17 protein-coding genes are annotated in these 23,277 nt (G+C 63.7%); 4 read left to right on the forward strand and 13 right to left on the reverse strand.

All coding sequences use genetic code 11. From position 1 onward, the window contains the following. Positions 1 to 238: 238 nt before the first annotated feature. A complete protein-coding gene (locus HUX88_RS31145) occupies positions 239 to 2,125 on the forward strand; it encodes a sigma-54-dependent Fis family transcriptional regulator (protein WP_229213487.1) in 1,887 nt (628 codons plus the stop codon). Between the two features lie 14 nt (positions 2,126 to 2,139). On the opposite strand, the gene HUX88_RS31150 is transcribed toward HUX88_RS31145, so the two are convergent. The 7 genes from HUX88_RS31150 to HUX88_RS31180 all read right to left on the reverse strand — a co-directional run bounded on the left by HUX88_RS31150 (position 2,140) and on the right by HUX88_RS31180 (position 11,412). Continuing rightward, a complete protein-coding gene (locus HUX88_RS31150; protein WP_176364285.1) occupies positions 2,140 to 3,120 on the reverse strand; it encodes an FAD:protein FMN transferase in 981 nt (326 codons plus the stop codon). Further along, positions 3,117 to 5,231, reverse strand: coding sequence for a 4Fe-4S binding protein (locus HUX88_RS31155; RefSeq protein ID WP_176364286.1), 2,115 nt, complete (start codon positions 5,229 to 5,231; stop codon positions 3,117 to 3,119). Before HUX88_RS31155 ends, HUX88_RS31150 begins: the two co-directional genes overlap by 4 nt. Further along, positions 5,231 to 6,385: a porin gene (locus HUX88_RS31160; RefSeq protein ID WP_229219632.1), complete on the reverse strand. Its 1,155-nt coding sequence runs from the start codon at positions 6,383 to 6,385 to the stop codon at positions 5,231 to 5,233. The genes HUX88_RS31155 and HUX88_RS31160 overlap by 1 nt, the downstream gene beginning before the upstream one ends. 203 nt (positions 6,386 to 6,588) lie before the next feature. Beyond that, complete coding sequence (locus HUX88_RS31165) at positions 6,589 to 8,331, reverse strand: PQQ-dependent methanol/ethanol family dehydrogenase (RefSeq protein ID WP_176364287.1); 1,743 nt, start codon at positions 8,329 to 8,331, stop codon at positions 6,589 to 6,591. A gap of 43 nt (positions 8,332 to 8,374) precedes the next feature. After that, positions 8,375 to 8,746, reverse strand: a complete 372-nt coding sequence (locus tag HUX88_RS31170; RefSeq protein WP_117015863.1) for a DUF779 domain-containing protein — start codon at positions 8,744 to 8,746, stop codon at positions 8,375 to 8,377. A 2-nt stretch (positions 8,747 to 8,748) separates the two neighbouring features. Continuing rightward, positions 8,749 to 10,269, reverse strand: coding sequence for an aldehyde dehydrogenase (gene adh, locus HUX88_RS31175; protein WP_117015864.1), 1,521 nt, complete (start codon positions 10,267 to 10,269; stop codon positions 8,749 to 8,751). Between the two features lie 201 nt (positions 10,270 to 10,470). Beyond that, positions 10,471 to 11,412: a beta-propeller fold lactonase family protein gene (locus HUX88_RS31180; RefSeq protein ID WP_176364288.1), complete on the reverse strand. Its 942-nt coding sequence runs from the start codon at positions 11,410 to 11,412 to the stop codon at positions 10,471 to 10,473. A 118-nt stretch (positions 11,413 to 11,530) separates the two neighbouring features. Here HUX88_RS31180 and HUX88_RS31185 point away from each other — a divergent pair, with 118 nt between their 5' ends. Beyond that, positions 11,531 to 13,642: a TonB-dependent receptor gene (locus HUX88_RS31185; RefSeq protein ID WP_176364289.1), complete on the forward strand. Its 2,112-nt coding sequence runs from the start codon at positions 11,531 to 11,533 to the stop codon at positions 13,640 to 13,642. On the opposite strand, the gene HUX88_RS31190 is transcribed toward HUX88_RS31185, so the two are convergent. The 5 genes from HUX88_RS31190 to HUX88_RS31210 all read right to left on the reverse strand — a co-directional run bounded on the left by HUX88_RS31190 (position 13,639) and on the right by HUX88_RS31210 (position 19,948). Further along, the gene (locus tag HUX88_RS31190) at positions 13,639 to 15,852 is read right to left on the reverse strand and encodes a TonB-dependent receptor (protein WP_176364294.1); all 2,214 of its coding nucleotides are present in this window, start codon (positions 15,850 to 15,852) and stop codon (positions 13,639 to 13,641) included. The two genes, HUX88_RS31185 and HUX88_RS31190, sit on opposite strands and share 4 nt — an antisense overlap. After that, on the reverse strand, positions 15,852 to 16,682 hold the full coding sequence (locus tag HUX88_RS31195; RefSeq protein ID WP_117015868.1) for an ABC transporter substrate-binding protein: 831 nt from the start codon (positions 16,680 to 16,682) through the stop codon (positions 15,852 to 15,854). Before HUX88_RS31195 ends, HUX88_RS31190 begins: the two co-directional genes overlap by 1 nt. 14 nt (positions 16,683 to 16,696) lie before the next feature. Beyond that, positions 16,697 to 17,173, reverse strand: a complete 477-nt coding sequence (gene pedF / locus HUX88_RS31200) for a cytochrome c-550 PedF (RefSeq protein WP_117015869.1) — start codon at positions 17,171 to 17,173, stop codon at positions 16,697 to 16,699. 124 nt (positions 17,174 to 17,297) lie between these two features. Next, positions 17,298 to 18,707 carry a hypothetical protein gene (locus HUX88_RS31205; protein ID WP_176364290.1) on the reverse strand — a complete coding sequence of 470 codons (1,410 nt, stop codon included), beginning with the start codon at positions 18,705 to 18,707 and terminating at the stop codon, positions 17,298 to 17,300. Between the two features lie 2 nt (positions 18,708 to 18,709). Continuing rightward, the gene (locus HUX88_RS31210) at positions 18,710 to 19,948 is read right to left on the reverse strand and encodes an SPFH domain-containing protein (protein WP_176364291.1); all 1,239 of its coding nucleotides are present in this window, start codon (positions 19,946 to 19,948) and stop codon (positions 18,710 to 18,712) included. Positions 19,949 to 20,143: 195 nt separating this feature from the next. Between HUX88_RS31210 and HUX88_RS31215 the strand changes: the two genes are divergently transcribed. Continuing rightward, complete coding sequence (locus tag HUX88_RS31215; protein ID WP_117015872.1) at positions 20,144 to 20,836, forward strand: response regulator transcription factor; 693 nt, start codon at positions 20,144 to 20,146, stop codon at positions 20,834 to 20,836. A gap of 2 nt (positions 20,837 to 20,838) precedes the next feature. Continuing rightward, on the forward strand, positions 20,839 to 22,923 hold the full coding sequence (locus tag HUX88_RS31220) for a HAMP domain-containing sensor histidine kinase (RefSeq protein WP_176364295.1): 2,085 nt from the start codon (positions 20,839 to 20,841) through the stop codon (positions 22,921 to 22,923). Here HUX88_RS31220 and HUX88_RS31225 read toward each other — a convergent pair. Further along, on the reverse strand, positions 22,920 to 23,189 hold the full coding sequence (locus tag HUX88_RS31225; RefSeq protein WP_176364292.1) for a hypothetical protein: 270 nt from the start codon (positions 23,187 to 23,189) through the stop codon (positions 22,920 to 22,922). The genes HUX88_RS31220 and HUX88_RS31225 overlap by 4 nt on opposite strands. Between the last annotated feature and the right edge of the window lie 88 nt (positions 23,190 to 23,277).

A 23,277-nucleotide genomic window follows, 5' to 3' on the forward strand; every position in this document is an offset into this window, starting at 1 on the left:
AGACCTGATGGAACTGCCAAGGTTTATTTTTCGCTGGCACTCTGTTTGCTTATACCCCTGATAGCAACAGCTTAACGCGCAGCTTTTGCTCACATTCTGCACAGGTGCTACATTATGGAACACCCTTGCAGGTAAAGCAGAGCCGATAACGGCCGCCGGAGACAAAGAGACCTATATGGAACGCCAGACTGCTCCAGATCTGAACACCGCACCTGTATGCAAGGCGTGGGCAGACAATATGCCGCAAATCATCGAGACATCGCATCAGCGATCGCAGAAGTACGGGTTATCCCCGGAGTCCCCGCCCGACTACAGTCCGTTGGCACACAACGATCTGTCCCTGCTTATAGAACAAAACCGCCTGCTGCACGCCCACGCCATTCCGGCGATGGAGACGCTGTACCAGCAAATCGTCAACACGCACAATATGGTGATCCTCACGGACGCCAAGGGCGTCATCGTCCACTCGCTGGGCGACGATGACTTCCTTGAAAAAGCCAGCCGCGTGGCCCTGCAGCCTGGCGTCGCATGGTCGGAGCAAAGCCGCGGCACCAACGCCATCGGCACCGCCATCGCGGAGCGCTCGCCGGCACTGGTCCACGCGGACCAGCATTACCTGTCCGCCAACCACTTCCTCACCTGCTCGGCCGCGCCCATCTCCGACCACCTGGGCAATGTGGTCGGCGTGCTCGATGTCTCCGGCGACCAGCGCAGCTATCACAAGCACACCATGGCGCTGGTACGCATGTCCGCGCTGATGATCGAGAACCAGCTGTTCTCCGCAACGTTCGAAGAAGCGATCACGCTGCACTTCCATGCGCGCCCTGAGTTTATCGGTACGCTCATGGAGGGCATCGCCTCGTTCAGTCCCGGTGGCCGCTTCCTGGCCGCCAACCGCAACGGCTTGTTCCAGCTGGGGCTTCCCTTCGCCGCGCTGCAATCGCATACCTTCAGTTCCCTGTTTGGCCTGCCGGTGTCCGCGCTGTACGACCACTATCGCACCGCGTCGCCAGGCCTGCTGAACCTGTGCATGCACAGTGGCGTACGCGTATATGGGCGCGCGCAGCTGCGGTTATCCAACAGCGTATTCCAGCAATCGCTGACGGCCGAACGCGCCCCGCCGGCCAATGCCGCCGTGGCGGCCAACCAGGCGGCGGCCACCGCGCGGCGGCTGTCCGGTCTACGTTACCTACGCACCGGCGACCAGCAACTGGAGCTGGTGATCGAGAAAGTCACCCGCGTCCTGGGGCGCGACATCCCCATCATGATCATGGGCGAGACGGGCACCGGCAAGGAGCTGCTGGCGCAGGCGATCCACAACGATTCGCCGCGCGGGATGAGCCCCTTCGTCGCGGTGAACTGCGCCTCGATACCCGAGACGCTGATCGAGTCCGAACTATTCGGCTATGAAGACGGGGCCTTCACCGGCGCGCGCAAGAAGGGCGCGACCGGCAAAATCCTGCAAGCCAATGGCGGCACCCTGTTCCTCGATGAAATCGGCGACATGCCATTCAGCCTGCAAGCGCGCCTGTTGCGTGTGCTGCAGGAGCGCATGGTTACGCCGCTGGGCAGCGACAAATCCATACCCGTGAACGTGGACCTGATCTGCGCGACCAACCACAATCTGCGCGACCGCATGGCCAAGGGCTTGTTCCGCGAAGACCTTTACTACCGCCTCAATGGACTGGTGGTCAAGCTGCCGCCGCTGCGCGAGCGCACCGATCTCGAGACCGTGGTCAAGAAGATCCTGTCCACCGAGTCGAACAACGGCCGCTATCACGTGTCCGACGAGATCCTGCAGCTGTTCCGGCGCCATCGCTGGCCGGGTAACTTCCGCCAGCTCACCAATCTGCTGCGCACGGCGATCGTGATGGCCGGCGATGAGCATGAAATCTGCCTTCGGCACATGCCTGACGACTTCCTCGACGATATCGAACAATCGCCGGTCGCCAACAACGACATACGCGCCGAACGCATCGTCGCCAGCGGCGCCAATCTTGAGGAGATGGAGCAGTCGGTCATCCTCAAATCGCTGGAAGCGCACGGCGGCAACGTCTCGGCGACAGCGCGCGCGCTTGGCGTATCGCGCAACACCATCTACCGCAAAGTGCCGAACCTGAAGTAGCGGGCATCGCATCCTCAAGCGTCCGAAGGAAAGCCGGCGGACCGTTTCTCGCGCCCGTGCTTGTCGATCGCCATCAGATCGACGGCGGGCAATCGCGATGCGAGTGCGCAGGCCCGTTCCCACCCCATGACCATGAACGCGGTGGAGAGGCCATCCGCCAGCATCGCATTCGGCGCCAGTACCGTAACACTCGCCAGCTCGTCCGGCGAATCACCGGCCGCCGGATCGAAGATATGGTGATGCCTGTAATCCGGCGTGAAGGTGCATTCGTAATCCCCGGAGGTGGCGACGCTACATCCCTGCGCATACAAAGTCGCCGCCAAGGCGTTGGCATCGCGCGGATCACGCACGCCCAGTATCCACGGGCGACTCCGGGATTTCCGGCCGCGCGCGACAAACTCCCCGGTATCGAGCAATGCGTGACGTATCCCATGCGCCTGCACTGCGGCCAATGCCTGATCAGCAGCGTAACCCTGCGCCAGGCCGTTCAGCGTGAGCGCCATCCCCTCCCTGCGGAACCGAATGGCGGCATCGCCTATCTCCAGCTGACGCCAGTCGGCCAGCGCCTGCGCCCGGCGACGCTCCGCATCGGACGGCAGCCCGCCGCGCGCCGCCGATTCGGAATACAGCCGCCACAAAGGCTGCACTGTCACATCGAAAGCGCCCGCGCTCAAATGCGACAGCTGCGCCGCCTGGTTCAGCACCTCCAACAAACGGGCATCGGGATGGGACAAAATACCGTCCCGGTTGAGCCGATATACCTGGCTACCGGGATGGTAGATGCTCATCAGGCGATCGATGGCCTGCGCCGCCTTCAAGCCATCGGCAATCGCTCGTCCCGCGAGTTCAGCATCTTCGTGCACGACCAAGATCGAGATCGTCGTCCCGAAGGCCAGTGCGGCGCCCCTGTGCAGCGTGTCGCTCCCGCGCCATGCGCAGGCGGACACGCCGCCTATCGCTCCGACGGCGCTGGCGATAAAGGTACGTCTCTTCATATACTGCTCCTTGCGACGGGCTGGATCGGTATGGTGCGATGGCGCTTAATCTCCAGGATGCGTACCGCGCACTTCTCGTCGCTCTCATAGATCACGACGCAATCCATGCACTGGAAGCACTCGTCATACGCCACGGCGCCAGACGGCGAGATCGCCTGGTAGTCGCAGCGATGGCGGCAGGTCTGGCACGGCGCGCCGCAATCCTTGTAGCGCGGTATCCAGTCAAGCAGCCGAAACCTGCCCAGCAGCGCCAGCGAGGCGCCGAAAGGACACAGGTAACGGCAAAAGAATTTATAGACAAAGCCACTGGCCAACAGCAACCCCACCGCGTACGCGACGTACGGCCAGCTACGCACGAAGCTCAGGGTGATCGCGGTCTTGAACGGTTCCAGCTCCACCAGCTTGTCCGTCAGCTCATTGGAAAAGAAGGCACTGGCGACAATCCCGGCCAGCGCCACGTATTTGAGGTACTTGAGTCGCGCGTCCGTTCGATGCCTGATGCGCAGTTGCGGTATGTGCATCCACTGCGCGAGCTTCCCCGTCAGCTCCTGCAATGCACCGAAGGGACACAGCCAGCCGCAGAACGTGCCACGCCCCCACACCAGCAACGACACCAGCACGAATACCCACAGCGCCACCGTCATCGGATCGAACAGTAGAAACTCCAGGCTGCGCCGCGCCCACAACGCCTGCACCACGCCAGTGACATTGACGATCGAAAGCTGGCCCTGTGCGTAGTAGCCGACAAAGCCCACAGTGAAGACAAGGTAGGCGCGGCGGAACCAGTTGAAACGCGAGCCGATAGCCGTCAGGCGCTTCTGCATGGTCAATGCGACGCTCAACACCACCAGCCCGGCCGCCAACGCCGCCAACTCCCAGCGCCGCGCGCTCCAGATACCAGGCCAGGACTTGCTGTTGTCTTCGACCTTGGTCAACAGGCGCTGGGGCAGCGTGTAACGCAGGTTCAATTCACGGGTTATACGCTCGGGATAGACAATGCCCTTGTTGCGGGTAACCGGCAGCGCGAAATCCATGGGCGAAGCCGGGTCAAGCCCCGCCTGGCCGATCACGCGGAAAATGGTCACGCTGTCCACCGCCAGCGGCAGGGCCAACTTCACATCGAGATCCAGGTCGCGCATATCGATGGGCAGTTTTTCCTGTCGCAGCAGGATGCGGCCCGGCACACTGCCGCGCACAAAGTCGTCTCCCGTGACGCTGTAACGGCCGGAGGACATCACGATCAGCGCGTGGTCGCCCTCCTCCAACCGCCCCTGCAGCTTGCGCCAGCCGGCCGCCGTCAGCAGATTCCGGCCTATCGACGGCACGGACACGCAGGCCAGGTACAAGTCGATGAAGGTGTCGTCCGGTTGAGCCAGCGCCTGCGGATCGAGGCCGGCGCCCGGACCGCCGGCGAACAACCGCTCGATGTCACGATTGCTCACGCGAAGACGCTGAACCAGGCCGTCCGCCATCATCCGTTTTAGATCCAGCGGTTCGAACACGTCCTGCCGCACCCGCGCGATCTGATCGGGGTCGCGGCCGGCGGCAAAGCCCAGCTTCTTGCGCGAGACCTTGAGCGCGGCGGCCAGCACGCTCTGGTTGATGATGCGCACCGATGCCGTGGCCTTGGACACGCCATCGATATACGCATGCGCCGCGTCGGGATGGCGGACGCGATGCCCGCCGGTCTCGATGCTGATGTTCTGCTTGAGCGAGAGATCCTTGTACTGCTTGACGAACTGATAGAGCGGCGCCTCGCCCAACCCATCCAAGAACACCGGCTCGTGATGCGACAACACCTCGACGCCGATAAAGACGCCCTTCGGATCGATCGCCACCATCAGGTTGAGCGGCACACCGGAAAAACCCGGTATCGGCGCCAGGTCGACCGACTCGAACACATAGCCCACCAACTCGGTCGCCGTGGCGTTCTGCTTGAACAGCGGCCAAACCGGCAAATCGGCCTCGCGTTCCCCCACCATCAGCGGCGCGGGGAAACGGCGAGCCATCTCGGCGTGCGTGAGCACGCCGGCCTGCGACGGCGTGGCGCCGAGCACCAGCGCCAGCACGCCGGCCAGCAGGCACAAAACGCAGGTCAGCGTGGCCCTCATCAGAAGAAGATGATGCCGCCGAGGGAAGCGCCGTTCATCTTGCCCTCGCCGCCGGCGAAGCCCTTGGAACGAGTCTGGCCGATCTCACCAACCAGCGTGATCGCGCTGGTCATCGAGTAGTACACGCCGCAGGTCAGGTTGGCGTTCGATTTCAGGCCGCCGGTGCCCGCCGTGTTGTCGTCGTTGCGGCTGATGCCGTAACTCAGGCCGACCTTGACCTTGTCCGCAGTCTTATAGGTGGCCTGCACGAAGTAAGCCTTGGACTTGGTATCGCCCTGGTCGGCATCGGACAGGATGCCCAGGCCTTTGCCGCCCTGGAAATTGGCCAGCAAGCCCAATGGGCCTGTCTGATACGAAGCTCCGGCTTCAACGCCGGTCATCGTGAAATCCTTGACGCCCGGCGCGGTGGCGCTGAACTTCTGCGATTTGGCGCCGAGCCAGCCCTTGAAACCATCGACCGCATAACTGAGCTGCGCCTGCACCTGCGGGCTCGATTTCGACGAATACACCGGTGCCGCAACGATAGGTGTATCGGCCACTGGGCTGACCAGCGCCGCGTCGAAGCCGATGCCCGACGCCGACTTCGGCGCGCTGTAGGCGATCTGGCCGTAGTAGCCCACATAGCTGTAGCCGGCGCCGATATGGCCCAGCGTCACACGGCCGCGCTGCGTCGCCTGAACCGGTGCGCCAGCGCCGATCAGCGTCATATCGGAAAAGATGGCGCCGGCGCCGAAGATGCCGTTGTCGCGTCCGAGCTTGATGGTGCCCATCTGCGCGTTCCCGAACGTGAAGTAGGCCTGGCGCACATCGACGCCGCTGTTGACCGCGATGGCGCTGTCGGTGGCGGTGGCGTTATAGATGCCGATCAGCGCCTTGACGTCATAATCGCCTTGCTTCGACGTGGCCGACGTGACGAGGCCATTCGGCAGCAGACCATTGCCGATCGTGGTGCGATTATTTTCGCCGCCGCAGCCCAGCCCCTTGCTTCCCAGCGCCAGCCCGCCGACCGCGTCCCCGTTGCATGACACTTGCGTGTAGTAGGCGTTGACGATGCCGCCTATTGATGCGTTCCAGTCCCCAGCCTTGAAATCGACAGCCTGCGCGCCTTGGATACCCGTCACAGTCAATGCGCCGATCATCAGTATTGTTTTCATTTTTATGTCTCCAGTATTGTTTTCATACATCGGGCGATGCAACTCGCATATCGCAATTTGCGTGCCCGTGCCTCGCTACAGGGCGAAGCAAGCCTTATGGACAAAGGCCTTGTGCAAAAACTGATCATGCGTTCCGTCGCACTGTTCAAAATCTGATCGAAAAAAAAGGCGGCCGAAGCCGCCCAAAAAACTACAAGAGATCTTTACTTGGACGATAGTTTGAAGACCCACACCGAACCACCCTGCTCAAGGAAGTTGACCTTCTTGGCCACTTCGCCGCCCCACAGAGGCACCGCGCCGCCCCAGCCGGAGACCACCGCCACATACTGCGTATCGCCATCCTGCCAGGTGACCGGCGGCGCCACCACGCCGGATCCGGTCTGGAACTTCCACAGCTCCTTGCCGGTCTTCGCGTCCAGCGCTTTCAGGTAGCCTTCCGGCGTGCCATAAAACACCAGCCCACCGGCCGTGGTCATCACGCCGCCCCACAGCGGCGCATTGTTCTTGACTTCCCAGACGATCTTTCCGGACTTGGGATCCACCGCACGCAGTGCGCCGATGTAGTCGTCGAACAGCGGACGAATGGTGAAGCCCGCGCCCAGGTAAGCGCCGCCCTTCTTGTAGCTGATCGGCTCATTCCAGATATCCATGCCCCACTCGTTGGCGGGTACGTAGAACAAACCGGTCTGCTGGCTGTAGGCCATCGGCATCTGGTTCTTCGCGCCCAGGAAGGCCGGCGCCGCGAACACTGTGCTGCCCTTCTTGCCCTCCTCGCCCTTGGTCGGATCTCCAGGGCGATTGGCGGCGATGAAGTTGGGGCGGCCGGTCTTGATGTCGATGCTCGACGCCCAGGTGATCTTCTTCACAAACGGGAAGGCGTTTTGCAGCTTGCCGTTGTTCGCGTCGATCACGTAGAAGAAGCCGTTGCGGTCGGCCTTGCCGCCATAGCGCTTGCCGTCCATGTCGAAGGTGACGAATTCGTTGGCGCCGTCGAAGTCCCACGAATCGTTGGGCGTGTTCTGGTACGCCCATTTGATCTGGCCCGTCTTCACGTCCAGCGCCACCGTCGACGACGAGTACAGATTGTCGCCGGGCCGCAGATGGCTGTTCCATGGCGCCGGATTGCCGGTGCCGAAGTAGGCCAGGCCGGTCTTGGCGTCATAGGTGCCGCCCATCCAGGTGGAGGCGCCGCCAGTCTTCCACAGGTCGCCCGGCCAGCTCTTGTTCAGCGTTCCCGAGATACCGTTCTCGATGGCCTTGCCGTCCTTGTCGTAGCGGTAGCCCATGTGTCCCTCGACGGTGGGCCGGGTCCACAACAACTCACCCGTCAGCGGATTGCGCGCCTCCACGCGGCCGACGATGCCGAACTCGCCGCCGGATACGCCGGTCAGCAGCACGCCATCGGCGATCAACGGCGCCGCGGTCATCGAATAGCCGGCGGAATAGTCGTCGACCTTTTCCTTCCACACGACTTTGCCGGTGTTCTGGTCCAACGCCACCAGCTGCGCATCGAGCGTGCCGAAGATGACCAGGTTCCCGAACAAGGCCGCACCCCGGTTGACTACATCGCAGCAAGGCATGATGCCGTCGGGCAGACGGTGCTCATACTTCCACAGCTTGGCGCCAGTCTTCAGATCCACGGCGAAGATGCGCGAATAGGACGCAGTGACGAACATCTTGCCGTTGTAGATCAGCGGCTGCGATTCCTGGCCGCGCTGCTTCTCGCCCCCGAACGAGAATGACCACGCCGGCACCAGCTTGGCCACGGTCTTGGTGTTCACCTGGGTCAGCGGCGAATAGCGCTGCCCCTCCGAGCCGATGCCGAACGAGAGCACGCTGTCGGTGCTGGATGCCGCGTTCTTCAGCATGGCCGACGTGACGTCGGCCGCCTGTGCCAGCGACAGGAAGGAAATCCCAGCCAGCGTTGCGATGACTTTTTTCTGCACAATCTTCTCCAGTTATTATGTTTTGGTGTGCTGCGGTGTGCTGCTAGGCGGGCGGTCTCAATGCCGCCAGCTCTTCGTCGCTGAACAGGCGCGAACGGGTCAGGAAGCGCCTGCCCGTGCCGTTATCGAGCGAGAACATGCCTCCATTCCCGTCAACCACGTCGATGATCAGCTGCGTGTGTTCCCAGTACTCGAACTGCTCGCTGCCCATGTAGAACGGCGTCCCATCCAGATTGCCGAGATAGACATCGGTGTCGCTGATGGCAAACTCCCCGGCCGGGTAGCACATCGGCGTGCTGCCGTCGCAGCAGCCGCCGGACTGAAAGAACATCAACGGCCCGTGGCGGCCGCGCAGGAGAGCGATCAGGTCGAGCGCCGCCTGTGTGGCCGTGACGCGGGCGATGATGTGGTCCATGGTTAGAAGAAGCCCAGTGCGTTCGGGCTGTAGCTGACCAGCAGGTTCTTGGTCTGCTGGTAGTGGTCCAGCATCATCTTGTGGTTCTCGCGGCCGATACCGGACTGCTTGTAGCCGCCGAACGCCGCATGCGCTGGATACAGGTGATAGCAGTTGGTCCACACGCGGCCAGCCTGGATCGCGCGGCCGACACGGAAGGCGCGCGAACCGTCGCGCGTCCAAAGACCGGCACCCAGGCCGTACAAGGTGTCGTTGGCGATGCTCAGCGCTTCCGCTTCGTCCTTGAAAGTCGTCACCGATACCACCGGTCCGAAGATCTCTTCCTGGAAGATGCGCATCTTGTTGTGGCCCTTGAAGACGGTCGGACGCACGTAGTAGCCTTCCTTCATGTCGCCGCCCTGCATGCTGCGGCCGCCGCCGGCCAGCAGTTCCGCGCCTTCCTGCTTGCCGATGTCGATATACGACAGGATCTTTTCCAGCTGCTCGTGCGACGCCTGCGCCCCCAACATGGTGCTGGCGTCCAGAGGATTGCCCTGCTTGATCGCCGCCACGCGGGCCAGCGCGCGCTCGATGAATTTCTCGTAGATCGATTCCTGGATCAGCACGCGCGATGGGCAGGTACACACCTCGCCCTGGTTCAGCGCGAACATCGCGAAGCCTTCCAGGCACTTGTCGAAGAAGGCGTCGTCGGCGTCCATCACGTCTTCGAAGAAGATGTTCGGCGATTTGCCGCCCAGTTCCAGCGTGACGGGAATCAGGTTCTGCGCGGCGTATTGCATGATCAGGCGGCCGGTGCCCGTCTCGCCGGTGAAGGCGATCTTGGCGATGCGCTTATTCGACGCCAGCGGCTTGCCTGCTTCCAGGCCGAAGCCGTTGACCACATTCAGCACGCCAGGCGGCAGCAGGTCGGCGATCACTTCCAGCAGCACCATGATGGAGGCCGGGGTTTGTTCGGCGGGCTTGAGCACCACACAGTTACCGGCGGCCAGTGCCGGCGCCAGCTTCCACACCGCCATCAGGATAGGGAAGTTCCATGGAATGATCTGGCCGACCACGCCCAATGGCTCATGGAAGTGGTAGGCGTAGGTTTCGGAGTCGATCTGCGCGACCGAGCCTTCCTGGGCGCGGATGCAGCCGGCGAAGTAGCGGAAATGGTCGATCGCCAGCGGGATGTCGGCGGCGGTGGTTTCGCGGATAGGCTTGCCGTTGTCGATGGTTTCGGCGGTGGCGATCAGCGCCAGGTTGGCCTCCATGCGGTCGGCGATCTTGTTCAGGATGTTGGCGCGCTCGGTCGGCGAGGTCTTGCCCCATGCGTCCTTGGCGGCGTGGGCGGCGTCCAGCGCCAGCTCGACGTCTTCGGCGGTGGAGCGGGCCACTTCGCAGAATACCTGGCCGGTGATCGGCGTGACGTTGCCGAAGTATTCGCCCTTGACCGGAGCGACGAATTTGCCGCCGATGAAGTTGTCGTAGCGTTGTTTGAATGGATTGGCAACGCCCAATTTGCTAATGTCTGCGAGATTCATGTCGTCCTCTTTCTGCTGTGGTTATGAGGCCGCGTGAGGCGGCGGTAGGTACTGCGTACTCTCCTTTTCGCAAGCACCGTGCCAGCTTCGCTTTTTCCCGCGCCACGCTTGAAATACAGGGGCTGGTGGTGACGAAGGGCTGTACCGGTGCCGTGACACCTGTTCAGGTTTGGAACAGGTGTCCGCCGATGGAACAGCGCCTCAGCGGATCACCACGCCCCAGGGCAGTTCGCCCACCGGCACATCCGCCCGTTTTGCCGCGGCGGCGGTATCGATCACGGACACGTTGTTGGATCGGCCGTTGGCCACATACAGCTTGGCGCCGTCCGGCGTCAGCGCCATGTTCCAGGGTCGCTTGCCAACTGCAATGGTTGCGCTGACGGTATTGGTGGCGGTGTCGATCACCATCACGTTGGCGTCCGCGCCGTTCGATACATAGACCTGCCGGCCGCCGGGATGCACGGCGATGCCGTTGGCGTTCTTCCCGGCCGGGATGCGTACTATCGTCGCCAGCGTCGCCATGTCGACCGCGTACACGGCTCCCGCCAATTCGCAAGCGACATAGGCGCGGGCGCCGTCAGGACTGAAGCCCATGCCACGCGGCCGCAGCCCCACCGCCACCGTGCCGGTCTGGCGCCGTGCGGCGACGTCAATCACGTCGACCTGCTCCGCCTCCTCCGCGCTGACGAGCAGCCAGCGGCCATCCGGACTGAAGACCGCATGCTCGGGGTTCTTGCCTTTCACGGCGATATCCGCCAGCACCTGCCCGGAGGCCGCCTCGATCAGCGTGACGCTGTTGCTCTCCTCAACCGCCACCGCCACATATCGGCCATCCGCCGAGACGCTCACGCCCTCGGGCGACTTGCCCAGCGCGATGCGGCGCGCCACGACACCGCTGGCGGTATCGATCACCAGCAGCGCATTGGTGGCGGCGTCGGTCACGAACAGGCGCGCGCCGGCCGGATCCGCCGCGATGCCGCGCGGCCGCTTGCCTGCGGCGATCTCGCGCAGCACGACGTCGGTGGCGGTGTCGATCACGCTGACACTGCCCGACTTCTCGTTCGGCACATAGGCAAAGGGGGCGGCCATCGCGGGGCCGCACAGCAAAAAGACCAGGGAAGACAGAATGCGTGAGCTGTTCATGGTTATCGCCTTTCAGGAAAAATACAGTGACCGTTGCAATCGGCGTGCCACGGCAAAATCGAGATGGCAGGTATATTGCTTACTGGTCCTGCATAACACAGACCAAAACGGAGACAATATGAAGCAAGCCTTTTTCCCATTAAACGCGGTGGCCGCACTGTTTGCCCTGAGCGGCGTCGCCATCGCAGCCGACGATGCCGCGCGGCCGGCGGAGGTGGTGGTCAGCGCCACCCGCGTCGGACACACGGTGTTCGATATGCCCGCCGCCATCGACGTCGTCGACGCTGAACGCATCCGCGACAGCCAAGCGCGCGTCAACGCCAGCGAGGCATTGGCCGCCGTCCCCGGCCTGGTGGCGCAAAACCGCCAGAACTATGCGCAGGACCTGCAAATCTCCTCGCGCGGATTCGGCGCCCGTTCGGCCTTCGGCGTGCGCGGTGTGCACCTGATCGCCGACGGCATCCCGGCCAGCATGCCGGACGGCCAAGGCCAGGCCGCCACCTTCAATCTCGATATGGCCGAGCGTATCGAGGTGCTGCGCGGCCCCTTCTCCGCCATCTACGGCAACCACTCGGGTGGCGTGATCCAGATGTTCACACGCGACGGCGAAGGTGCGCCAACGGTGGAAACAGCGCTGAGCGCCGGCAGCTACGGCAGCCGCAAGGCCGACCTGAATGCGCAAGGCAAGCAGGCCGGCATCGGCTACGTGCTGGATGCGTCCCGCTTCGAAACGGACGGTTATCGTGCCCACAGCGCCGCCACCCGCGACCAGGCGTTCGCCAAGCTGACGCTGGCGCCGATGGCCGGCGCCAGCCTGACCATCGTCGGCAACGCGCTGCGCCAGGACGACACCCAGGACGCGCTTGGCGTGACCTGGGCCACCTACCAGCGCGATCCGCGCGCCGGCGAGATCGATACCACCGATACGCAGAACCCGAAACGCACGCTGGCCGACCGCTACAACACCCGCAAGAGCATCGACCATCAGCAGATCGGCGCCAGCTGGGAGCAGCGCTTCGGTGACGACCGCCTGCGCATGACCGCCTGGGGCGGCAATCGCGACGTAATCCAGTACCAGGCCTTCTCCAAAGCCTTCCAGGCGCCGGCCACGCATTCCGGCGGCGTGGTCGACTTCGACCGCGACTTCCACGGCGCGGACCTGAACTGGCTGCACGTGGGCGAACTGGCGGGCGGCAGGCTTAGTACCACCGTCGGCCTGGAATACGGCCGCTCCAGCGACGCGCGCCGGGGCTACGAGAACTTCATCGGCACCCAGTTCGGCGTGAAGGGCGCGTTGCGCCGCGACGAGAACGACAAGGTCACCAGCCTCGATCCGTACGTGCAGACGGAATGGCAGTCCGGCGCATGGATGGTGAGCGCGGGCCTGCGCCACAGCAGCGTGAAGATATCGGTGGACGACCACTTCCTCAGCAACGGCAACGACAGCGGCAGTCTCGAATACAGCCACACCACGCCAGTGCTTGGCCTGCTGTACCGTCTGTCGCCTGTACTGAACGTGTACGCCAGCGCCGCGCGCGGCTTCGAAACGCCGACGCTCAATGAGCTGTTCTACTCCGGCACCGGCGGCGGCTTCAATTTCCGATTGCAGGCCGCGCAGAGCACCCATCTCGAAACCGGAATCAAGGCGCGGCTGAGCGAAGGAACGCGCATCAATGCGGCCGTATTCCAGGTCCGCACGCGCGACGAACTGGTGGTCGACAGCAGCGCGGGTGGCCGCACCAGCTATCGCAACGCCGGCAGCACGCTGCGCCAAGGGATGGAGCTGTCGCTGGACACCACCTGGAACCATGGCCTGAGCGCGCACGTGGCGCTGACCAGTTTGCGCGCGGTCTACGACCACGCCTTTGGCACGGTCGCCGAAGGCAGCCGCCTGCCCGGCATCCCGAATGCCAACACCTACGGCGAGCTGGCGTGGATGGACAGCGCCAACCACTTTGGCGCAGCACTGGAAGCTGTCGCCAGCAGCAAGATCTACGCGGAGGACGCCAATGCCGACAAGGCGGCGCCGGGTTATGGCGTGCTCAATGCGCGCGTCAACGCCAACCAGCAGTGGCATGGCTGGCGCCTCAAGCAGTTTGTGCGCTTGAACAACCTGCTGGACAAGCAGTATGTCGGCTCGTTGATCGTTGGCGACACCAACAAGCGCTATTACGAAGCGGCGCCTGGGCGGAACTGGTTGGTTGGCGCGAGCGCCCAGTATCAGTTCTAGAAGCGGTAATGCAGACCGGCCGCCACAGAGCGTGGCGCGCCGGGTGCGATGAACCTGGCCTGCCGGGCCTCGATACCCTGCTGCTGCAAGACGCCATTCGGGAACATGTCCGCAGCGACGGCGCCGAAGGTCTCGTAACGGCGATCGAATGCGTTGTTCACGCGCAGATACCACTCCCATTTCGAATCCGGCCGATAGCTGGCGTGCAGGCCGGCCAGGACGTAGCCGCGCACGCACCAGTCGGCCGATGCCGGCGCGGCCTTGCCGTCCTCGTTACCCTGCGTCGCCATATCGGACAACGCCGTCAGGTCGGCGCCGATGGACCAGTGCCGCGTCGCGCTCCATTCCAGGCCGAGCTTCAGTGTATTGCGCGGTAGCCCCGCCAGGCGAGTGCCGGGCGTCACATGAACGTTGCGCGAGCCGGTGAACAGGTCACCTTCCGCGTCGTACACGGCCTCCAGGTAGCTGTAGCTCAATCGCGCCGACCAGTCGCCGATTCGGTAGCTCGCGCTCAAATCCGCGCCTTGATGGCGTGTGCGGTCGAAGTTGGAGAAGTAGCCTTGCTGTGCAATGCCGGCACTGCGAAACAGGATGTCGTCGCGATTGACAGTGCGGTACAGCGATACCGCCGCCGCGCCGCGCGCGCCCTTCCAGCGGGCGCCCGCTTCGGCGGTGCGCGACACGACCTGCTTCAGGTATGGGTCCGATTGAAGACCAACCGGCAAGCGGCACGGCTGCTGGGGATCGGCGCAACCCAATTCGATCACGGTCGGCACCCGGTTGCTCTGCGATAGATTGGCGAACAGCGTCCAGCCGCCACCCACGCGGTGCGCGATGCCGATGGCGGGATTGAGCTTGCGATAGCTGAACGTCTCGGCAGGCTGCGCCTGATCGTCGCGGCGCAGCTGGTTGCCGACCGTCGCGTGGTTGTAGCGTGCGGACGCGGTCAACCAGGTGTCGGTGTCCACTGTCCAGGTGTCGGCGGCATACAGCCCTGCCGTGCGCGAGTGGCCGCTGACCGACGATCCGGCCTCCTCTTCGGCATTCGTATCCGGGACGACCGAGCGGTCCAGGGCAAAGCTGGCATTCCGCTCGTACTGCGCGAAGGCGACGCTACTGCGGTCGAATGCAAGCCCCGTGGTGAGTTGATGCCGGCCGGCGTCCTTGCTCAAATGGGCGCTGAATCCCTGGCTGCTTTGGCGGGTCTCGGTCGTGTTATAGCTGGCGGGGTATGGGCTATCGCCCTCGGCATAGGCATCGTTGATGTCGCCGTTGACGGTGCTGCGCCGGCTATTGCGCGCGTACACGGCGGAGCTCAATTCCGTATGGTCATCGAAGCGATGGGTCATGCTGAAGACGGCCTGGCGCAAGCGGTTGCGGGTTTCGTCGGGCGAGGTGTAGACGGCACGACGGTTTTGCTCATACAGGTCGTCGGGCAGCAGGCCATTGCCCACCAGGCGGCTGCGGCCGGCCAGAAGCGCGATGCTCCATTCGTTGTCGCCGGCGGCGCCGGCCAGCTTGACGTAGGCATTGGCCAGCCGCCCATCCGAATGATCGCGCCAGCCCTTGTCGTTGAAAGCCGTACCTGCGATGAAGAGGTTCCAGCGTTCGCCGCTGTCGTAGCCATAAGCCAGGTCGGCTCGACGCTGGCCGTTGCTGGCGCCTGACAAGCCGAGGTCCGCGCCCGGATGATTTTTCCCGGACTTGGTGCTCAACACCAGCGCGCCGCCCAGCGTATTCAGGCCGTACAGAGGATTCGATCCCGGCGCCAGCATCACACTGCCGATCGCCGCCTCGGGCAGCATGTCCCAGTTAACCACGTCGCCAAACGGTTCATTCACGCGCACTCCGTCCAGGTAGACGGAAATGCCCTGCGACGCCCCCAGCACCGGCGAGGCGCGAAAGCCGCGATAGGTGATATCGTTCTGGAACGGGCTCCCCGACACCTCGTTGATATTCACTCCGGTCAGATTGCGCGCCATGAACTCGCCGAGGTTTTGGCCGGCAGCGGCGCCCACCTCGGCGGCACTTGCCGTTTGCACCTGGTACGGCAGTTGGTTGCGGTCCACTCCCAGGCCGGGCAAGGGCGCGACGCCGACGACATCCACCGACAGCATCGCGGTAGCCGGATAGGCCACCATCGTGGCATCGACTGCCGCAGCCGCGCCGCTTGCCAGCAGCATGGCGCTTGCCACCGAATAGCCGCGCATCACGGCATCTGCTCGTGCACGCCGTGCCGGGCAAAGATGGCTTGCAGTTCGCCGCTGGCCTTCATGTCGTTGACGGCCGCCTGAAGCAGGCGCGCCATTTCCTGATCGTCCTTGCGCACCGCCATACCCACCGCCCACCCTGCGCGAGGCAGGCGCTGGAACGCCACTTCGTTCAGCGGAAAAGCCGGATCGTCGCGGAACACCGAATCGATCTCCGAGCGGTTGGCCAGCACGGCGTCGAGCTGGCCGGCCTTGAGCTGCTCCAGCGCTTCCGCAGCAGTGTCGAAAATCCGCACCTTGTCGCGGAAGCGTCCATTGCCTTCGCCCAGCAGCACCATCGCCGCGATGGAGACCTTCTCGACACCGATGGTCTTGCCATTCAATGCATCGATGCCGTCGAACACCGGCATGCTGCGCGCACTGCGCACCAGCCGCACCGTCTCGACGTGATACGGCGCGAAGATGGTGACCTTACCGTTTTCGTTCATCAGCTGAGGTTCGACCGGCACGTGCAGCATGATGTCGGCCGGCCCGTAACCCAGGTAGTGTCCTTTCCAGACCATGTTACGCAGATCGTCGCCGAGGTTTTCGCCGGCGGGAAAAGGCAGCAGGCTCAGTTTCAGGCCTAGCTTTGAGGCCAGCGCCTGCGCAACCTCGACATCGATGCCGGCGCCCCGATCCGAGAACGGCGCGAACTGTTCATACACCGCCACCTTGAGCGAACCGGATAGACGGATCTTGTCCCACTCCGCATGCGCGGGTGCGGCGGCCACCAGAAGCGCCGCGACGAGGGGGAGCAACGCGCCTGCGCGCGAACGAAAATTCGACATGGTCTGCTCCTCGATCAGTTGGCGGCGTCGCGGCGGGCTTCGAGGTAGGTCTTGATGGCCCACATGGCTTCCTGATTGAACACGCCCTCGAACGGCGGCATGTACACGGCGCCGTTGCGCACCTTGCCATGCCGGATCGAGGTCAGGAAGTAGTTATCGGTCTCCTTGTAGCAGGCCTTCTTCTTGTTGTCGTTTTTGACGTCGGTACAATCGCGGTCGAGCTGACGCAAGTCCGGCGCGATGCCGCCGGTGACCGCCTCCAGTCCGTGACAGCGGGCGCAGTTCTGGTTATAGGCGGACGTCCCGATTTTTAATGCAAGCTTGTTGCCGCGATAAGGATTCTGGTCCAGCCATTTTTCGCCGAGTGGCGTCAGGCCGGTGGTGTCCACCGCCTGCGGCACGACGTTGCCGTGGGCGGTGGCGTAGAGGGATGTCGTGGCCGCGGCGGCGATGACGGTCACGATGGCGAAGATGCGGAATGGATGGTGCATGGTTGTCTCCTGACTGTTTTAATGAGTGATATACAGCCATTGAGCAAATGCCATGCCACGCATTTTCCTCCTTGATCCATCGCACACCTGCTCCAATCTGGAACAGCTGTCACACCCCGGATGTTCAACGCAGGCTGACGGTCTGGCGCTTCCAGGCTGGGTCCTGCCAGCGATAGAACATGCTGAGAGAGGACGGCTTGTCGGCGGTCTTCAGCGTCGCCAGCGTATTGATCTCCACCAGTTCGAAACTGCGCTTGAATTTTCCATCGACACGGGCCTCCCGCGCCACCAGCATGTTCTGCGAGCCGGGCACCCAGCCTGCGAATTCGGCATAGCCGATATCGGGATCGGCGGCGGCAGGCGGCAGCACGTCGACCAGCCAGCCGGCGCTGGTCTGGTGGAACAGCCACATCTCGCGCCAGCCGTCCATCGGTTGTACCGCCAGCGACAGCGCCGTGTTCTGTGCATTGGCCTGCGCGGATGCCAGCCACACAACGCCGTAGCTGCAACGGCGTGCCAACGCATGCTGCTGATCGTGTTTTGCATCGACCAGCGCGACGCAAGTTTCTCCCGGCTGACCGGCCATCGCCTGTACACGCAAGCCGCTGGCGGAAGGCGTCACCGGCCCTGCGACGGCCCAGCGCACGCTGCCTACGCGCACGCCGGCGTCGGCGAATGCGCTCGTGTCGTCCTCGGTCAGTTCGGCGGGATCGACCATCCCCAGTTCATCCAGCGCGCGCTGCGCCGGCTGAGTTGCCGCCTCACCCTTGCGCGCCCGAGCGAATGCCACCGACGACCATACCGCCGCGCGCCGCATGTGGATGCGGTTGCGCATGTGGGGCGCAAGATCCTTCAGGTCCACGCGCTCCAGCACCTCGGCGCGCCAGTCGTCCAGCGCCACGCGCGCACCGGGGCGCAATGCCGGGTCCACGCACTCCTGGCGCGTCAGGCCGAGTATCGCGGTCGCGCGCTGCTGCGGCTCCGACAGCATCGCCAGCACGCGGCGAAACGCTTCGCCGTCGTAGCATAGCTGCATGCGTCCCTCCCGTTCGAAACTGCGGATACCGACGCCGTAGTTGGCGACCACCTCCAAGTGCGCGGCGATCGTGGCATCGCCCTGCTTGCCCTGCTTGGCGGACGCGCGCCGCGCCAGCCGTTCAGCCATCGTGCCCAACGCGTCGAAGGGCTCCGCCGTGATCGCGCTGGCTGGCGCGGCCTTCAGGTAGGCCGCCGTGTAGCTGATGCCCAGCGATTCCGCTCCCGGCGTATCGCGCAGGAAGCGCACTACCGACAGCAATTCCGGCGCGTCCGCCGGCGCCAGCGAAATCCTGCGCACCTGCGAGGCGCGGATGTAGCCTGCGCGCTCACGGCGATAATCGTAGACCTGCAGGAAGTCCTGCTTCTCGCCGCGAATCTCCAGGCTATCGCCTTGCCACAGGACGGCCTGCTGCTGGGCCGCGTCCCTGGGTGCGGCGCGCAACGCGGCCTGGTCCTGTGTAACGATCGCCAGTACGGCGGCGGCAATCATCGACATGATTATTGACCTTCCTTGACGTTGTCTGGAACTTCGCCGCTGACCGTCGCAAGGCGCGGCTGCTTGCCACGCTGGCCGCCCAGCAGCGCAGAGCCGATAAATCCCCCATCGGTCGGCGAAGGCGCGATGATGACCGAGACCTTGTCCGATAATTTGTCCGCCATCGTTTTCTGGATCAGCAGCGGGTTGCGAGTAATCAGATCACCCTCGCGCTCCATCTGCGCGGCGGCCACCTTGCCGACCAGCTCCTGGCGATAGGCCTCCGCATCCGCCAGCTTGCGGCGTGAATCGGCCTCGCCGGCGGCTTCGATAACCCGCGCTTGGGCGTTGCCCTCTGAGGTTTTGATGCGCGCCATTTTCTCCGCCTCGGCCTCCAGCTTGCGCTGCTCGATCTGCTTCTCCTTGAACGGCAGCACATGCGCCATCGCCTGCTCCTGCGCCCTGGCCGCGATGATCTGCTCATTGCCCGCAGCTTCGGCGGCCTTCTCACGGCGAATTTTTTCCGCGTCCGCTTCCAGCGCGGTTTGCTTGACCTGCTTCTCCTTCAGCTCCAGCGTGTAACGCATCTTCTCCGTTTCCAGTTCCTCGGCCAGCAGCTTCTCCATGCCGGCCTGATACTCCGCCGGCAGGGTGATCTTGCCGATGGTGATGCCGCGCAGCGTGACGCCATCGGCAGCCAGCTTGGGTTTAAGCTCCGCCTCGATCGCCTGCTGGATCTCGGCGCGCTTGGTCGAGAAGATCTCGCGCACCGTGTAACGGGTGAACACCTTGTAGATCACACCCTGCACCGCCGGCTCGACGATGGAGCCGTTGATATCGGGCGGCAGCGACTGCGCCATCGCGGCGACGCGGTTCACATCCAGCGCATAGCGCACCGACATGTCCACACCCAGCGCCAGGCCTTCAACCGACTGGAACGGCGCCTTGTCGCTGCCGCTGGGGCGATACACCTGGTCGCGCAGCGACACCTGCCGCAGCACATGCACGCCGGGCACCAGGAACACCGCACCATCGCGCACAGTGATGGCGGAACCAGTCAGCTGATTGGTGCGGATACCCAGGCTACCAGGGGCCAGCTTTGCGATCGGCGGATGCGTCGCCAGACCGTAGACGGCGGCGCCGGCCAGGCCCAACGCCACCACCATCGCGCCGTTGCGGCGCATGCCGTTCGCCATGGCGCCGGCGCCGCCGCCCAACGCCGCGCGCACCGCCTGCACCATCCGTTTGATCCGTTCTGCCATGATATTCACCTTCTGCTGGTTGTTTAAGTTCAGGGCCTATCCCTGAGAGGCATGGTGCGCCGGATGTGGCGGAAGTATCAACGCTGCCGCCGCCCGGCTATCCTCCGTCCGCGTGAAGAAATCCTCACAGCCGATTTGTGACTTTTTCAGTAAAAGCGTGGATACTCGCTGCATTGACAGTCAGTGGAGTACAGCATGGCCAAAGTCGCCGTCATCGAGGACGACCTGCCGACCAGCAATCAGCTGCGGACATGGATAGAATCGGCGCGGCCCGGCATCGTGGTCGACCAATGGTTCAGCCGCGACGAGGCCGAGGCGGCCATCGCGCGCGAACGCTACGACCTGGTGGTGCTCGATATCGAACTGGGACGCGAGCGCCATGCCGGCGTCGCCATCATCAACGCCATCAACAAGCGGCACGCCACGCCGGTGCTGGTCGTATCGGCGATGCCGGCCACTATCTACCGCAGCATCATGAAGGCGCTCGACGCCTGGGACTATCTGCAGAAAGCCACGTTCGAGGAATCCGACTTCATCGAAACCTTCCTGGAGATACTGCGTGCGGTGAAGGAAAAGGCGGAGCCGGCGCATGCCGCCGATGAACTGAGCATGGACCCGCTGCGCCAGCGCACGCCGACCTGGCGCGGCCATCGCATCAACCTGCCGCTGACGGCGCAGCGCATCCTGGCGGCGCTGTTCGCGCGGCGCGGCCAGGTGGTGTCCTATGACGAGCTATTCGAAGTGGTGAAGAGCGGACGCAATCGCGACAACATCCGCAAACACGTCAGCACCATCCGCGACGCCTTCCGCGAGATCGATCCAGGCTTCGCCTGCATCGAGAATATCCCCATGCGCGGCTTCCGCTGGGCCGACACCGAAAGCCATTGATCGTGAACTGGCGCCGGCTCAGCCTCGTCCCCTATCGCCTGCGGCTGCTGCTGCGCGCTGCCTTCGTCTTCCTGATGGCGGCGACGGTGGGCCTGGCGCTGTCGGTGCTTCAACAAGAGAAGCAGCTCAGCTACAAGAACTATCAGGGCAGTTTTCAAAAGACCCGCGTGCAGGTGGCGGCCACGCTGCGCCATCCGACCGGACAACTGGCTTTGCTGAATCCTCAGCCAGCGACCGCCGGCAAGGCGCTGCATCCACTGCTGCTGCCATTCGCCGCGCTCGATTTCGACGACCTGCAAAAGGTGCAGCAGGCGGTGGCGATGTCCGGCTGCCTGGCGCAGTACGGTAACAATGGCTCGCTGTGCGTCGGTATCGGCAATAATCCCTGGGCCGGCGGCTTCATTTACGTCGCAGGTACTTTCGACGGCGCCCAACTGGTGCCGCATACGCGCGGCGACCAGGTGGTGGATCAGGCGCATCGGGTCCAGGTCAAGGTTACCCTGCGCGGCCAGACATACGAGTGGATCGCGCCGTTCGAGGAAAGCACTGAACCGCAAACGCCGGGACACCGCTTCGGTGGCATGCGCGGGCGCCTGACCGGATTCGCCGCGGCCGACGTGGCGCGGGCGAAGGCGCCGGCTGTGAAGGACTTCCGAGGATGGATCTGGCAAAATCCGCGCTGCACAGACCAAACCGCTGCCGACGACGACAGCAACTGCACGCGCAGCGCTTTCTTCTCGCTGCGGTTGCCGGTCGGGGTGCTGCAGGATGCGCTGTTCGAGAAACGCCGCCCGGTCTGGCCGCCGGAAGACCTGGACCGCATCGATGTCCACATCGCGGTGCTGCCTCCGGGCGATGGCCCGCCGCTGCTCGACAGCGCCACCGGTCCGAGCGCGCCGGCGTTTTCATTGGCGGACTTGAAGCCCATGCTGCTGCCCGGAGAGAGTCTGCGGATCCGGCGGCTGGCGGATAGTGTCTCCCCGGCCGCCGCGCTGCCGCTGCTGGTTGGCCCGGTCGATCCTGAAGACCAATCCTGGCATTTCGTGACGACCCTGATTCGCCATCTGCCGGTCGATGCCTATGATGTTCCGCTGGAGGCGAAGGAGGTCATCGCCACGCCGGCCGGCAGCTACGAGGTTCTGCTCAAGGGTGACGTTCGCAGTGTCAGCAAAAGCCTGAGCGTGGTGGCCAGCCGGCTCGTATGGTTTGTCGGTGCGATGCTGGCGGCGCTGATGTTGGCGTGGCTGGTGATCGAGATCGGCATCATCCGCCGCATCAAGGTGCTGATCAAGCGCGCGGACGATGTCGGCGAGCGGGTCAAGGCCGCCAAAGGATTTTCCGAAGCCGACCTTGCCGACTTGCGCGGCGAAGATGAACTGGGCGTGCTCGCCACCGGACTGCATGATCTGCTGCGCCGCGTGCGCGAGGACGTCGAACGCGAGAACATCCGCGCGGAGCAGGAGCGCGACATGTGGCATGCGGTCGGCCACGAGATCATGTCGCCATTGCAGTCGTTGATGGTACTGCATGGTGCGCCCGAGGACGAAAGCCATCGCTACATCAGTCGCATGCAGCAGGCGATCCGTGTGCTGTATGGTCGCGCATCGCCAAGCGAAGCGTTCCAGTCATCCGAGCTGCAAGTCAGCGAGATCGATTTGACGGCGTTTCTATGGAACGTCGCTGAGAATGCGTCATGCATCGGTATTCAGAATGTGGTCTTCCAGGGGGCGAGCGAAACGCTGACCGCTCGGGCCGACGAGTATTCGCTGGAGGATGTCGTCACCCACGTGCTTCGCAACGCGGAACGCTATCGGGCGCAGGACAGCGCGATTACCATTTCGCTGGAGGCCGGCGATACTGGCGCGGCCATCACTATCCGCAACCGCGGGCCACGGATAGCGCCCGATATGCTCACCAAGATTTTCGAATACGGCGTGTCGGACCAAGCGGAATCCGGCGCCAATGGCAATCGTGGCCAGGGCCTGTTTGTCGCGCGCACCTACATGGCCAAGATGGGCGGCACCATCGTCGCGCAGAACGAGGTCGATGGTGTCAGCTTTGTCCTCAACTTGCAGCGGGGCGCCTAGCGCTGCTGGGCGGGCTGCTCCACCAGTTTATTGAGCAGCTGCTCCCGATGCGTCATCACAAATTCGATGAAGGCCGGTTCCTTGACCGCCAGCCGTATCAAGCCAGGCAGCAGTTGATAGCAATAGCCGGCGACGGTCCGGACGGCGGTGTCGTTTTGCAGCGCTGTGCGGGTGATGGCACCGCCATTCGCCGCCAGCATGGGCGCGATGGTGGTGCGGTGTTTATCGATGATGGCCGCAACCGGCCCAGTCAGTTTGTCGTCCATGTCCACGCTCCGTTCGATTGTAGATTACCGAATACTGCCTTGGAGCCGATGATTGAACCGTGCGTCCGCGCAAGCGGGAAACGTATAG

Origin of the sequence: Duganella sp. BJB1802, assembly GCF_013369445.1 — a bacterium.
GTDB classification, from domain to species: domain Bacteria; phylum Pseudomonadota; class Gammaproteobacteria; order Burkholderiales; family Burkholderiaceae_D; genus Rugamonas; species Rugamonas vulcania_A.

Bases quoted from the DNA above. Each gene is read 5' to 3' on its own strand.
- HUX88_RS31145 (WP_229213487.1), top strand. From the start codon at position 239: ATGCCGCAAATCATCGAGACATCGCATCAGCGATCGCAGAAGTACGGG.
- HUX88_RS31150 (WP_176364285.1), bottom strand. From the start codon at position 3,120: ATGAAGAGACGTACCTTTATCGCCAGCGCCGTCGGAGCGATAGGCGGC.
- HUX88_RS31155 (WP_176364286.1), bottom strand. From the start codon at position 5,231: ATGAGGGCCACGCTGACCTGCGTTTTGTGCCTGCTGGCCGGCGTGCTG.
- HUX88_RS31160 (WP_229219632.1), bottom strand. From the start codon at position 6,385: ATGAAAACAATACTGATGATCGGCGCATTGACTGTGACGGGTATCCAA.
- HUX88_RS31170 (WP_117015863.1), bottom strand. From the start codon at position 8,746: ATGGACCACATCATCGCCCGCGTCACGGCCACACAGGCGGCGCTCGAC.
- adh (WP_117015864.1), bottom strand. From the start codon at position 10,269: ATGAATCTCGCAGACATTAGCAAATTGGGCGTTGCCAATCCATTCAAA.
- HUX88_RS31180 (WP_176364288.1), bottom strand. From the start codon at position 11,412: ATGAACAGCTCACGCATTCTGTCTTCCCTGGTCTTTTTGCTGTGCGGC.
- HUX88_RS31185 (WP_176364289.1), top strand. From the start codon at position 11,531: ATGAAGCAAGCCTTTTTCCCATTAAACGCGGTGGCCGCACTGTTTGCC.
- HUX88_RS31190 (WP_176364294.1), bottom strand. From the start codon at position 15,852: ATGCGCGGCTATTCGGTGGCAAGCGCCATGCTGCTGGCAAGCGGCGCG.
- HUX88_RS31195 (WP_117015868.1), bottom strand. From the start codon at position 16,682: ATGTCGAATTTTCGTTCGCGCGCAGGCGCGTTGCTCCCCCTCGTCGCG.
- pedF (WP_117015869.1), bottom strand. From the start codon at position 17,173: ATGCACCATCCATTCCGCATCTTCGCCATCGTGACCGTCATCGCCGCC.
- HUX88_RS31205 (WP_176364290.1), bottom strand. From the start codon at position 18,707: ATGTCGATGATTGCCGCCGCCGTACTGGCGATCGTTACACAGGACCAG.
- HUX88_RS31210 (WP_176364291.1), bottom strand. From the start codon at position 19,948: ATGGCAGAACGGATCAAACGGATGGTGCAGGCGGTGCGCGCGGCGTTG.
- HUX88_RS31215 (WP_117015872.1), top strand. From the start codon at position 20,144: ATGGCCAAAGTCGCCGTCATCGAGGACGACCTGCCGACCAGCAATCAG.
- HUX88_RS31225 (WP_176364292.1), bottom strand. From the start codon at position 23,189: ATGGACGACAAACTGACTGGGCCGGTTGCGGCCATCATCGATAAACAC.